The following is a 13068-nucleotide window of genomic DNA, read 5'->3' as shown; positions in this document are numbered from 1 at the left end:
CGTCAGGCGGCCTCGGGCTCGATGACCAGGACCAGGTCGTGGGGCTCGACCCGGCTGCCGGTGCCGGCGACCACCTCGGTGACCCGGCCGGCGACCTCGGCGTAGACCCCGGTCTCCATCTTCATGGCCTCGATGACGAAGAGCGGGTCGCCGGCGGCGACCGTCTTGCCGGCGTCGCAGACCGTGACGATCATCCCCGGCATGGGCGCGCCAACCTGACCGGGATCGGAGTCGTCGGCCTTGCGCCGCAGCTTGCCCGAGGCCGCCAGCGCCCGGTCCGGGACCTTGACGTTGCGCGGCTGGCCGTTGAGCTCGAAGAAGACCGTGCGCTGGCCCTCCTCGTCGGGGTCGCTCAGCGCCAGGAAGGAGATGATCAGGGTCTTGCCCGCCTCGATCTCGACGTTGACCTCCTGGCCCGGCTCCAGGCCGTAGAAGAACACCGGGGTCGGCAGCACCGAGACGTCGCCGTAGGCGCGCCGGTGCTTGGCGTAGTCGACGAAGACCTCGGGGTACATCAGGTAGGAGGAGAGCTCGCGCTCGCCGACGTGGCGCCGGGTCTTCTTCTCGGCCTCGCCCCGGGCCCGGTCCAGGTCGGCCGGCGGCAGGACCGAGCCGGCGCGCACCGTAAGCGGCTCGGCGCCCTTGAGGACCTTCCTCTGCAGGGCCTCCGGGAAGCCGCCGTAGGGCTGGCCGATCTCGCCGCGGAACAGGGCGATGACCGAGGCCGGGAAGGCGACCTCGCGCTTGGGGTCCAGGACGTCCTCAGGGGTCAGGCCGTTGGAGACCATGAAGAGGGCCAGGTCGCCGACCACCTTGGAGGTCGGGGTCACCTTGATGATGTCGCCGAACAGCCGGTTGACCTGGGCGTAGGCGACCTCGACATCCTGCCAGTGCCGCTCCAGGCCCAGGGCGCGGGCCTGCTCGCGCAGGTTGGTGTACTGCCCGCCCGGCATGCCGTGGTCGTAGACCGAGGAGGCGCCGGCCCTGAGGTCGCTCTCGAAGGCGCCGTAGTTGCGCCGAGCCGCCTCCCAGTAGGCGGCAGCGTCGCGCAGGGCCTGCTTGTTCAGGCCCGGATCGCGCGGGCCCCCGGCCAAGGCGGCTGCGATGCCGCCCAGATTGGGCTGCGAGGTCAGGCCGCTCATCGGATCGAGCGCGGCGTCGGCGGCGTCGACCCCGGCCTCGGCCGCGGCCAGCACGCTGGCGGCCGAGATGCCGCTGGTGTCGTGGGTGTGGAAGTGGATCGGGATGCCGACCTCGCCCTTGAGGGCCGTGACCAGGAGCCGCGCCGCCTCCGGCTTGCAGAGGCCGCCCATGTCCTTGATGCCGAGGATATGGGCGCCGGCCGCCTCCAGCTCCTTGGCCAGGCTCACGTAGTACGCGAGGTCGTACTTGCTCTCGGCGGGGTCGGATAGGTCGCCGGTGTAGCAGATCGCCGCCTCGCAGAGCTTGCCGGCCTCGCGGATCGCGTCGATCGAGACCCGCATGTTCTCGATCCAGTTCAGGGAATCGAAGACCCGGAAGAGGTCGACCCCGGCCTCGGCCGCCTGGGCCAGGAAGTGGCGGACCACGTTGTCCGGGTAGTTGCTGTAGCCGACCCCGTTGGAGCCGCGGGTCAGCATCTGCAGCAGGATGTTGGGCACCGCCGCGCGCAGCCGGGCCAGGCGGTCCCAGGGGTCCTCCTTGAGAAAGCGCAGGGCGACGTCGAAGGTCGCCCCGCCCCAGCACTCCAGGGATAGCAGCTGCGGCAGGCGCTGGGCGTAGAAGGGGGCGATGGCGACCAGGTCGTAGCTGCGCATCCGGGTCGCGATCAGCGACTGATGGGCGTCGCGCAGGGTGGTGTCGGTGATCAGGAGCCGCTCCTGGTCCAGCATCCACCGGGCGAAGCCCTCGGGTCCCAGGGCGTCCAGGCGCTGGCGGCTGCCGGCGGGCGGCTCGGACACCGCCTCGGCCGGCGGTATCTCCGGCGGGACCACGGCCTCCAGGCGCGCGGGCCGGGGCCGGCCCTCGACCTCCGGGTTGCCGTTGACCAGGACCTCGCCGATGAAGGTCAGGAGCCGGGTCGCCCGGTCCCGGCGCAGGTGGAACTCGAAGAGCTCCTGCGTTGAGTCGATGAAGGTCGTCGTCGCCTCGCCGCGCTGGAACTTGCGATGGCCGATCACCGCCTCCAGGAACCAGAGGTTGGTGGCCACGCCGCGGATCCGGAACTCGCGCAGGGCCCGGTCCATGCGGGCCACGGCCTCTTCGGCGGTCGGCGCCCAGGCGGTGACCTTCTCCAGCAGGGAATCGTAGAAGGGCGTGATCAGCGCGCCGGAGTAGGCCGTGCCGCCGTCGAGCCGGATGCCGAAGCCGGTCGCGCCCCGGTAGGCGGTGATCCGGCCGTAGTCCGGGATGAACTTGTTCAGCGGGTCCTCGGTGGTGATCCGGCACTGCAGGGCGTGGCCGCGCAGCTGCAGCTGGTGCTGGACCGGCACGCCGCTTTCCGGTTCGCCGATGCGCGCCCCGGCGGCGATGCGGATCTGCGCCTTGACCAGGTCGACGCCGGTGACCTCCTCGGTCACTGTATGCTCGACCTGGATCCGCGGGTTGACCTCGATGAAGTAGAGCGCGTCGGTCTCGGCGTCCATCAGGAACTCGACCGTGCCGGCGTTCTCGTAGCCGGCGGCGCGGGCCAGGCGCACCGCGGCGTCGCAGAGCTCGCCGCGCTTGGCCTCGCTGAGGTAGGGCGCCGGCGCGCGCTCGACGATCTTCTGGTTGCGCCGCTGCATCGAGCAGTCGCGCTCGAAGAGGTGGATGACATTGCCGTGCAGGTCGCCGAGGATCTGGACCTCGACGTGGCGGGCGCGCCGGACCAGCTTCTCCAGGAAGACCTCGTCGTTGCCGAAGGCGGCCTTGGCCTCGCGCCGCCCGGCGGCGATCTGCTCGACCAGGTCCTCTGCGCGCTCGATCTTGCGCATGCCGCGGCCGCCGCCGCCCCAGCTCGCCTTGGCCATGACCGGATAGCCGATCTCCTCGGCCAGCTTCGCCGCTTCGGCCGGATCGCGGGGCAGGGGGCCGGTCGCCGGCATCACCGGGATCCCGGACTCCTCGGCCAGGTTGCGCGCCTCGACCTTGCTGCCCAGGCGGCGCATCACCTCGGGCTTGGGGCCGACGAAGGTGATCCCGGCCTCGGCGCAGGCCTCGGCGAAGTCTGGGTTCTCCGAGAGGAAGCCGTAGCCGGGATGGATCGCGTCGACCCGGGCGTCGTGGGCGACCCGCAGGATGTCCTCGATGTCCAGGTAGGCGGCGACCGGCTCTTTGCCCTTGCCGACCAGGAAGCTCTGGTCCGCCTTGAAGCGGTGCAGGGCGAAGCGGTCCTCGTGCGAGTAGATCGCGACCGTGCGGATGCCCAGCTCGCTGGCGGCGCGCAGCACGCGGATGGCGATCTCGCTGCGGTTCGCGACCAGCAGCTTGCGGAAGGGCGGGCGGGCGGCACCGCCCGGGCTTGACGTCATGGCTCGCGGTCCTTCGGCACGGAAGGGATCTCTCTCAAGAACGGGGCCGGCCCGCGGTCATTCCGCCGCTGCGGCCGCCCGGCGCGAACCTAGCAAGCCGGGCCGCCTGCCGCCAGTGAAGCAGGCGACAGCCGGCGCCCGTCGGAACGCCGCCCAGACGTCCGCCGAACAGTCCATCCGCCGAACAGTCCAGGAGACGTGTAAGACATGCCCAAAGCCAATCCCCTGCAGGCCGCGCTCAACGCTGGCGAGTTCTCGCCCCGCATGGCGGCGCGGGTCGACTTCGGCAAGTACCCGGCCGGCTGCGAGGTCCTGCGCAACATGATCCCGCTGCCCCAGGGCGGGGCGACCCGCCGGCCCGGCACCCGCTTCGTCGCGGCCGCCGCCGACAGCGCGGTCAAGGGCCGGCTGCTGCCCTTCGAGTTCTCGACCCTGCAGGCCTACGTCATCGAGGCCGGCGACCGGCGGCTGCGCTTCTTCCGCAACCAGGGCCCGATCCTGGCCGAGGCCACCGGCGCGGCCATCGTCAACGGCGGCTTCGACAGCGACATCTCTGGCTGGACCGATCTCAGCAGCGGTGCCGCGGACATCGCCCACGTCTTCGTCGGCGCGCAGCAGGACGGCTATCTGACGGCGGCCCATGCGAACACCCTTGCCATCGGCGACGGCGTCGCCAACCGCAGGCACTGCGGCGTGCTGCTCCGAAACACCATCGACGGTAAGGTCCTGGACGTGAAGGTCGACCTGCGCGCGGTGGGCACCGCCTTCAATGCCGTGGCGCGAATTTACACCAACGACCTCGGCAATCCGGGCAGCCAGGTCGGCGGCGACAGCGACGTCCTCGCCTTGAACGCGACCGGCATCAAGAGCTTCACCTGGTCGGCGAACGTCCCGCAGCTCCAGGCCGACACGCTCTACTGGGTCGTCCTCAGCGACACCTCGGGCGGCGCCGGCGACGTGTCCATCTCGGTCGCCAACGGCCAGCCGGAGGGCGACTTCGGCGCCAACGACGTGATCACCGACATCACCGACGGCTTCGCCACCACGGGGCGCTTCGGCCTGCGGGTCGGCAGCCAGGCCGATGGCGTCCTGGCACTGCGCGGCGCCGCGGGCGAGACCGCGGTCGCCGAGCAGGCGGTCACGCTCGGCCAGACCGGCCGCGAGCACGTGCTCTGCTTCCAGGTGCGCGGTCTGGCCGGCGACGAGGTCAGGCTGCGGATCGGCACCGCCTCCGACGGCGCGGACGTCCTCGCCGAGCGCGGGTTCTTGAAGGGCCGGCACTGCATTGCCTTTACGCCGGAGGTCACTTCCATATTCGTTCAGTTTCTGAATGAAAAGGCAAAAATAATTGAAATTGATGATATTTCAATCCTCGATGATGAGCCGCTGGAGCTGGCCTCGCCCTACGACGAGGCGGCGCTCCCGGCCTTGAAGTGGGCCCAGTCTGCCGACGTCATGTACCTCGCCCACCCCGACCGTGCCGTGCACAAGCTGACCCGCAGCGGGCACAGCTCCTGGTCCCTGGTCGAGGTCGCCTGGCAGGACGGCCCCTACGGCGACACCAACGCCGAGGCCGGCGTGACCCTGCAGCCGGGGGCGACCGACGGTCTCGGCGTCACGGTGACCGCGGCCGGCCACGCGCCCTTCGTCGCGACCGACGTCGGCCGCCTGCTGCGGATCAAGAACGGCGAGGACTGGGGCTACGGCGTGATCGCCGAGGTGGTGTCCGAGACCGAGGCCCGGGTCGACGTCCGCCGCGCCTTCGCCGCGACCACGGCGGCGGTCGACTGGGCCCTGGGCGCCTGGTCCGAGACCACCGGCCAGCCTTCGACCGTGACCTTCTTCGAGCAGCGCTTCGCCGCTGCCAACACCCGGAGCCAGTCGCAGACCTTCTGGCTGTCCCAGTCCGCCGACCTGGAGAACATGCGGCCGGACAGCCTGGAGGGTGGCGCGGTCGAGGTCCAGGACGACGACGCCCTCGACTTCACCATCGCTGCGACCCGGGTCAACGCGATCCGCTGGCTGGCGCCGGGCCGGAAGCTCTTCATGGGCACCGCCGGGGGCGAATGGGTGATCTCCTCCGACGGTCCGGTGCTGACGCCCAGCGACATCGACGTCAAGCAGCACGCCTCCCACGGCAGCGCGGACCTGGCGCCGGCGCGGATCAGCAACGTCGCGCTCTTTCTCCAGAGGGCCAGGCGCAAGGTGCGGGAGTTCTCCTACAGCTTCGAGAGCGACGGCTATCGCGCCCCCGACCTGACCCTGCTGGCCGATCACGTGACCCAGGGCGGCCTGGTCGAGCTGGCCTACCAGGAGGAGCCCGACAGCCTGCTGTGGTGCCTGCGCGGCGACGGCCAGCTCGCGACCCTGACCTACCTGCGCGAGCAGGACGTGATCGGCTGGTCCCGGCAGTTCCTTGGCGGCCGCTACCAGGACGGGGGTCAGGACGGCGGGGCGATGGTCGAGAGCATCGCGGTGATCCCCGGCAGCGCGGCCACGGGCTCGGAGAGCCGCGACGAGGTCTGGTTCCTGGTCAAGCGGCACATCGACGGCGCCACCCGGCGCAGCCTCGAGGTCCTGGAGGCCGGCTTCGAGGGGCCGGAGCGCAGCGACTTCCCCGACGAGGCCGCCTGGCGCAGCGCCGTGCTGGAGGCCCAGAAGCGTGCCTTCTTCGTCGACAGCGGCCTGAGCGGCAGCTTTCCCGCGCCGGTCACCACGATCACCGGCCTGGACCACCTGGAAGGCGAGACCGTCGCCGTGCTGGCCGACGGTGCAGTCCATCCCGAACGGGTCGTCGCCGGCGGCCGGATCGAGCTGCGCACCCCGGCGCGCGAGGTCGTGGTCGGCTTGCCCTACGCCCACAGCTTCCGGAGCCTGAAGCTGGCGGTCGGCGCCGCGGCGGGGACCTCGGTCGGCAAGGTCAAGCGGGTCCACGGCGTGACCCTGGTCCTGCTTCACGCCCTCGACGGCCGGGTCGGCCCCGACGAGACCGCGCTCGAGCCCCTGGTTTTCCGGACCGTCGGCGACGCCATGGACAGCGCCGTTCCGCTCTTCTCCGGCGAGTACCGGGTGAGCTTCCCGGGCGACTACGACCGCGACCCGCGCCTGGTGATCCGGGGCGCGGCGCCACTGCCCTTCACCCTGCTGGCCATCGCGCCCGAGCTCCAGACCCGCGACGTGATCTGACCGGGCCAGGCCGCGCATGATCACTGTCAGACCCTTCCGGCTCGCCGACCTGGCGCGCCTGGATCCCCCGGCCCTGACCGCCGGGCAGCTCGCCGGCCTGCAGGGCCTGCCACTGCCGCCCGGGCGGGCCTACACGGCCGAGGAGGCGGGGCGGCCGCTGGGCTGCGCCGGCGTCCTGGCCCCGCCGGGCGGCCGGGTCGGGCGGGCCTGGGCGATCCTTGGCGAGGAGCTGCTGGGCCGGCCCCTGGTCCTGCACCGCCGGGTCCTCAGCCGCCTGCCCGCGATCGCCGCCGAGCTCGGCCTCGACCGCATCGAGGCCGCCGTCCGCACCGACTACCCGGCCGGCCGGGCCTGGCTCGAGCGCCTCGGCTTCCGACTGCTGGGCCCGGCGCCACCGTCAGGCGACCCGGACTTCCGGCTCTACGCGCGCCGCTTCACGGCGCCGCTCTCCTTTTGACCTTGCCGTTTGGGAAGGAACCCATGACGCAGATCCCGATATCCCGAGCCCCGGCCACCAAGGGCCGAGATCCCATGGCCTCCGAGGCGGGGAGGTTCATCGGCGACAACCGGTCCGAGATTCTGGAACTGACCGAGAAGGAACGCCGGCGCTTCGAACTCGATCCGCGCGGTTACGTCGAAGAGCAGCTCCAGACCAAGATGCACCACCTGCGACGCCAGGGCCGCTTCGCGAGCCGCGACCATGAGATCCGGGTCGGGCATGGCTTGGCGCGCCTCTATCAGGAGGAAGCCGGGATCGCGCCCACGAGGCTCCTGAGCAATCAGAGCCGCGCCGATCTGGTCCAGAGCTTCCAGAAGGCCGACCTGGCAACCCGCGTCGATATGATGAAGGGCCTGGAAGACGCCTTCCTGGAGGAATGGCCGAAGGCCTTCGGGGAGTTCGTCGAGGCCTTGCCGCTCGACGAACGGCCCGGCGCCCGGCGCCTGTTCGAGCGCTTCGAGCATCATCGCCTCCACTCCGTGGACCCGGCGGTCGGACTTGGCATCGACGACTGGTCGGGGGCTCTGAGCGTCGACGCGGCGGCTGCGGCCTATCCCAGGGCAGGGAACTTCGGCGAGGCGGGGCGGGCGACCGGCCCGGAGGGCAGCGACGCGGTGGAGCCGCCGTCGCAGTCGTCGAATCCCGGTGCCACGGGCTCGGCATCGCCGGGCCCGTCGGTCGCACCGGGCGTGACGGACGACTGGACCGGCCCGGGCCTCGACGCCGAGCGTTCGGCCTTCCTGGCCGGCCTGGTCGAAGAGATCCTCGCCGCCGCGCCCGAAGACCTGCCTGGGCTCGAAGAGCGCATTGCGGCGGCCTTCGCGGACGATCCCTTCACGGTGCAGCGCCTCAACAACCTCGCCCGGGCCCGGCTCGGCGACGGGAGCGACTTTCTGGTCCCAATTGGCCAGAGCCGGGCGCAGGCCGCGGAAGCTTCGCTCCGCGCCTTGCGGGACCGGCTGCGCTCGGGACGCGACTACAACGACCAGCGCCGCGAGGACCGGGCCGCTTTCGCGGCGCTGGAGGCGACCACCGGCCTTACGCTAAGCCTCCAGGACGACGGCAAGATCGCGATCGGCGAGCCGGGTCAGCCGCCGCTGGCGGCAGTGACCTGGTCGGTCGCGCGGGCCATCGCCCGCAACCCGGAAGAGGTGCGCGCGCGCTTCGACCTGATCGACGAGCTGATCGAGAGTCTCGAATCCGATTTCGTCTTGCGCGACAGGATAGATCAGGCGCTCGGGCTGGATCCGGGACCGGCGCTCGTGCTGGATCCTGGAGCCGCGCACTCCGAGCCGCTCAGCGCCCAAGAGGCCCGGGACGCGGTCTTCGCGGCAAGAGCCGCGATCCGCGAGGGTGCCGATCCGGCGGCGGTCCGGGCCGGGTTGATCGCGACCTTCTTTCCGGAGATCGCCGAGGATCCCGTCGCCTGGGGCGAGCTTCTGCTCGACGTCCTGCCCATCATCGGCGAGATCCGCAGCGCCGGCGACGCGGTCGAGAGCTTCGACGCCATGGCCGAGGCCCTGGCGCGCGGCGACCTGGGCGAGGCGGCGAAGCAGGGGCTCCTGGGCGCCCTGGCGACCGCGGGCGCCCTGCCGGCCGTCGGACCCCTGTTCAAGACCCTTCGGACGCTGACTCGGCGCGCACTGCGGACGCGGCAGGTTGCGGTGGCAATGCGCACCTCCGACCGGCTCAAGAAGCTCCACGGCATGATTGCCGTCGCCCGGCGCCGGGGCAGGACGCCCGACTTTGTTCGCCACATCAAAGCGGACGAGGCCTTCGCTGAGGTCTGGCCGCAACTCACGGCCGACCAGAAGAAGCTGCTCAAGGGCCTGATGCCACACCTGAAAGGAAAGCCGGTCGAGCTGGATTTCGTGCGGCTGCTCGAGAACGCCGGTATGGATGTCGTGACCACCGGGCAGGACAAGCTCCTGCTCGCTTCCGGAAAGAAGACGGTCCTCGACGCCGTCTCCAGGAACGGCTTTTCCGACGGTTTCCGGATCTTCGCCAACAGCTTCATCCTTCCGACGGCTGGCGCCAAGGGGACGATTTTCGAGTTCAAGCTGGGGAACGCACGGCTGACCTGGAACCAAGTGGACGGCAAGCTCGAAGTCGAACAGGCCCAGAGAAGCGGGAAGAACCTGGTGACGGAGGGCGGCATATCGGCCGTGGACTACGAGGTCTTGCGCTACGGGTTCGACGAGGTTCCCGAAGACGTGATCGAGAAGGAGGCGGAACGGCTCCTGCGCAATCACGCCAATGGGGTGCGATCCAAGCGCCTGACCCACGCCGAAGTCGACGAGCTCGTCCAGGTCTTCGTGGGCTGGCACCGTCAGTTGCGCCACGACACGGCGGGCGAGGTCATGACGGTCGCCGAAGCCTTCATCGCCCTCGGCATAGCCGCCAGCGAAAGAGCGGCCCGAAAGGTCTTAGAATCGCAGACCGAAGCGGCGGAACCGAGAAACCAGTCGTAGATCCTTGGCCGAGTCCTTCCGGCGTCATTTCTCCCTGAGGCTGCGCAGAGCGCTCTCGATGCGGGCCGCCGTCAGGCCGGGGTCCGGGGCGACGCAGTAGTGGCCGACCAGGGTGTTGAGGATGCGCCGGCGGCGCCAGCTCTGGACGAAGACTGCGCATTCGGCTTCGCCGTCGCGCACCCGCAGGTAGTCAAAGCTTCCGAGCGAGTTGACACCTTGATCCTGGGCCAGGATCAGCGGCCGCCGGCCCGCGAAGACCGAGGCCACGGCCCGCGTCAGCGTTTGCTCGGCGTTCTGCGCGAGGACAAAGCCGGGTCCGTACTGTTCGAGGCGCAGGGCAGCCCGGGGCAGCCGCGCGCCGGCGCGTTTCCAGCTGGCCCGGTGGGTGAGGATCGCCCGGCCGTTCCGGTAGCGGGTCGACCTGAGATAGCGGGCGATGGCGCCCTCTAGCTCGTCCGGCGCAAAGACCAGGGGAAAGTCCGCCTCGGTGACCGCGATCCACTCCTCGCCCAGATCGGCGCCGCTGCTGCAGCCGGCGAGCAGGGCGAGGAGAAGCGGGATCACGAGCCTAGGCATGGTTGGGCGACTATGCCCGAGGCGCGGCCTCCGGTCATCGCCGTCGCGCCGCGGCCGCCCCTCGCTTCTCGTACAGAAGCCACATTTTCCTCACAGCGGGGCGCCCATGCTGGCCGGGATCGGCGGTCCAATCCCCTGCGCGGAGTCGCGAGCCTGGCGGCGGGGGCCGGAGCGCGACTTGGCAAACACGCGCAGAGGAGCGACACAGAAGATGGCAGAGACCAAGACGGCCGGACTCGCGAAAAGGAAGGGGTCCGCTGGCGGGCCGGCAAAGCAGAAGGTCACCTACAAGGGGCTCGACCTGGGCACCAGCCGGATCGTCGCCGCCACCATGGCCGGAGACCGCGCGGTCTTCGAGGAGCAGCTCAACGCCTTCGTAGCGCTGCCCTACGCCAAGATGACCCTCTCGACCCTCGAGCAGGAGGGCATCCTGCACCACGTCGAGGACGACGAGATCCTGGTCTTCGGCAACCGGGCGGACGAGTTCGCCAACATCATGGGCGGCACCATGCGCCGGCCCATGGATACCGGCCTCCTGAACCCGCGGGAGCCGCGCAACCTCCAGGTCATCGACTTGGCGGTCCGGGCGCTGGTCGGCCCGGCGGTGGGCGACGAGCGGATCAGCTACAGCATTCCGAGCGCCCCCGAGGGCCGAGAGGGCGAGCTGACCTACCACGAGGAGGCCCTGCGCGAGGTCCTGGAAGACCTGGGCTACCGGGCGGACAGCGTCAACGAGGGCCTGGCCGTGGTCTACACCGCGCTCAAGGAGTCCGACTTCACCGGGATCGGCATGAGCTTCGGTGGCGGCCTGTGCAACGTCTGCGTCGCCTTTTTGGGCATGCCGGTGCTGAACTTCTGCACCACCCACGCCGGTGACTACATCGACCTCAAGGCCGCCTCGGTGATCGGCGAGACGCCGACCACGGTGCGCCTGCACAAGGAAAGCGACGACTTCGACCTGACCGGGCGCCCGGCGACCGCCATGGATCGGGCGCTTTCGATCTACTACAAAGACGTCATCAAGACCGTGGTCGAGGCCCTGCAGCGGGAGCTGCTGGAGACCAAGCGCATGCCCAAGCTGGTGCTGCCGGTCCCGGTGGTCTTCGCCGGCGGTACCGCCTCGGTCAAGGGCTTCGGGCCGCTGCTCGAGGCGGCGATCCGCGAGGCCCGCCTGCCGCTCGAGATCTCCGACGTCCGTCAGGCCAAGGGCGCGCTCAACACCACCGCGAAGGGCTCGCTGCTGGCCGCCATGCTGAACATGTAGGGGTAGGCTCCGGCGGTGCAGGGGTCGGCGCTCAGCCCTTCTTCTCGCCGACCCCGTCGATCACCGCCTGGATCAACTCCGGGGTGAGACCGACGTCCTGCGGGATCCAGTGGTAGCCGTCCATCGCGTAGCGGCCGCGCTGGCCGCCCCAGGTCCGGGTGAAGAAAACGCAGTCGTCGCAGCCCTCGGCGACGCTGCGGTGGCGCCGGGTCCGCCCGAAGCGGTTCTTGGCGCGGCCTAGACCATCCGCCGTCCCCTTCGCCAAGCAAGGGGAATTGGGCGGCCCAGTGGCCGCAAAGGGGAGCCCGGAGCGGTTCTCTGGGCCGCGGTCTTGGCGCCGGCCGCGCTGCGCCCGGCGAAATAGTGCAGAAATATCATCAACTTCCTGCTTCGACCGAGGTACCGCGCGGGCGGACCCGACGATCCGGCGTGGGCCCTGCGCCGTGCCGGCCCCGCGAGGAGGGCTCGCGCGTCGGTTCTAGGCCGTCGGGCGCCGGCCGCGGCCGCGCAGCAGGACCAGCGAGAGAAAGGAATGCAGCATGCAGGACAGCGCGAATCCGGGCGAGGGGCGCCCGGAGGCTCTTCTCGAAAGCGGGCCGGCCGGACCGGCGTCCGGGGCGGCGCGGCCGCGGGACGACGGCGATCGGGAGCGCCCGGCCGAATCGGAGCCGGAGCCCCCGGCCGCGGAGGCCGCGGTCCTGGCCGCCATGACGGCGGCCGATCCGGAGGCGGCCCGGGCCCTCCAGGCCGACTGGGGCGAGGATCTGCCGGCCCAGCTCGACCTGGCCCGCCGGGCGGTCAGGTCCTTCGCCTCGCCCGAGCTGCTGCGGGCCCTGGAGGACAGCGGCCTGGGCGACCATCCGGCGCTGATCCGGGTCGCGGCCGAGGTCGGCCGGCTGCTGGACGGCCCGGCCGCGCCGGCGCCGCAGCCCGAGGGCGCGGCCCTGGAGGCGCTGGAGGCCGAGATCGACCGCCTGCACGGGCTGCAGTTCGCCCGGCCGCAGGAATACCGCAGCGAGCGCACCCAGCGCGCCCTGACGCGGCTCTACGCCCGGCGCTACGGCGGGGGGCGGCCGTGAGGCCCGGCTTCCCGGGCGGCCGCCGGCGCGGCGCGAGGTGCCGGGGCGAGGCTCCGCGCGGCCCCGGTCCCGAAACCGGCCCGGTCGGCCGCGGACCCTGCCGGCCGGAGGTCGCGCCGCCGGCCGAAGCCCCGGCCCCGGACGACGCCCCCGTTCGGGTCCGCGCCCCGGCTACAGCACCGGCGCAGGTCCGCCGTGCCGAGCTGCACCGGCTCAGCGAGGGCGCCAACGGCCTCAACCTCTGGGGCTACATCACCCCCGATCCACTCTGCCGGGTCCTGGCCCCGGGCTACTTCGCGCCGGTCGCCGCCTGGCTCGCCCCCTTCGACCGCATCCTGGTGACCGCCGGCGCCGGCGGCCGGCGGCCCTGCCACGTCACCCTGGTGGTCGCCGATCGGGGCCCCGAGGGCCCCCGCCTGCAGCGCCTGCCGGCCTGACCCCGGCCGCTGCGCCGCCGCGCCGGCGCAGCCCGGTTCCGATCAAAGACCCGACAGAGACCCAC

9 protein-coding genes are annotated in these 13068 nt (G+C 71.3%); 6 read left to right on the top strand and 3 right to left on the bottom strand.

All coding sequences use genetic code 11. From position 1 onward, the window contains the following. Positions 1 to 2: 2 nt before the first annotated feature. The gene (locus QNJ30_12255; GenBank protein MDJ0944235.1) at positions 3 to 3491 is read right to left on the bottom strand and encodes a pyruvate carboxylase; all 3489 of its coding nucleotides are present in this window, start codon (positions 3489 to 3491) and stop codon (positions 3 to 5) included. A gap of 207 nt (positions 3492 to 3698) precedes the next feature. On the opposite strand from QNJ30_12255, the gene QNJ30_12250 reads away from it, so the two are divergent. The 3 genes from QNJ30_12250 to QNJ30_12240 are packed head-to-tail and all read left to right on the top strand — an operon-like array spanning position 3699 to position 9647. Beyond that, entirely contained in the window at positions 3699 to 6677 is a 2979-nt protein-coding gene (locus tag QNJ30_12250; protein MDJ0944234.1) for a choice-of-anchor R domain-containing protein, read from the top strand. A 16-nt stretch (positions 6678 to 6693) separates the two neighbouring features. Then, positions 6694 to 7134: a hypothetical protein gene (locus QNJ30_12245; protein ID MDJ0944233.1), complete on the top strand. Its 441-nt coding sequence runs from the start codon at positions 6694 to 6696 to the stop codon at positions 7132 to 7134. 23 nt (positions 7135 to 7157) lie between these two features. Then, positions 7158 to 9647: a hypothetical protein gene (locus QNJ30_12240; GenBank protein MDJ0944232.1), complete on the top strand. Its 2490-nt coding sequence runs from the start codon at positions 7158 to 7160 to the stop codon at positions 9645 to 9647. A 24-nt stretch (positions 9648 to 9671) separates the two neighbouring features. Here QNJ30_12240 and QNJ30_12235 read toward each other — a convergent pair whose 3' ends face one another. Continuing rightward, the gene (locus QNJ30_12235) at positions 9672 to 10223 is read right to left on the bottom strand and encodes a hypothetical protein (protein ID MDJ0944231.1); all 552 of its coding nucleotides are present in this window, start codon (positions 10221 to 10223) and stop codon (positions 9672 to 9674) included. 211 nt (positions 10224 to 10434) lie between these two features. On the opposite strand from QNJ30_12235, the gene QNJ30_12230 reads away from it, so the two are divergent. Further along, the gene (locus QNJ30_12230; protein ID MDJ0944230.1) at positions 10435 to 11487 is read left to right on the top strand and encodes a hypothetical protein; all 1053 of its coding nucleotides are present in this window, start codon (positions 10435 to 10437) and stop codon (positions 11485 to 11487) included. Between the two features lie 31 nt (positions 11488 to 11518). Here the strand turns inward: QNJ30_12230 and QNJ30_12225 are convergent, their stop codons facing one another. Beyond that, complete coding sequence (locus tag QNJ30_12225) at positions 11519 to 11752, bottom strand: hypothetical protein (protein MDJ0944229.1); 234 nt, start codon at positions 11750 to 11752, stop codon at positions 11519 to 11521. A 274-nt stretch (positions 11753 to 12026) separates the two neighbouring features. Between QNJ30_12225 and QNJ30_12220 the strand changes: the two genes are divergently transcribed. Both QNJ30_12220 and QNJ30_12215 read left to right on the top strand, forming a co-directional pair. After that, entirely contained in the window at positions 12027 to 12566 is a 540-nt protein-coding gene (locus tag QNJ30_12220) for a hypothetical protein (GenBank protein MDJ0944228.1), read from the top strand. Further along, complete coding sequence (locus QNJ30_12215; protein MDJ0944227.1) at positions 12563 to 13003, top strand: hypothetical protein; 441 nt, start codon at positions 12563 to 12565, stop codon at positions 13001 to 13003. Before QNJ30_12220 ends, QNJ30_12215 begins: the two co-directional genes overlap by 4 nt. Positions 13004 to 13068 lie beyond the last annotated feature (65 nt).

It is taken from the genome of Kiloniellales bacterium (assembly GCA_030066685.1).
Taxonomy (GTDB): domain Bacteria; phylum Pseudomonadota; class Alphaproteobacteria; order Kiloniellales; family JAKSBE01; genus JAKSBE01.
The sequence above is the reverse complement of the archived record's forward strand: the minus strand, read 5'-3'. Positions and strand labels throughout refer to the sequence as shown.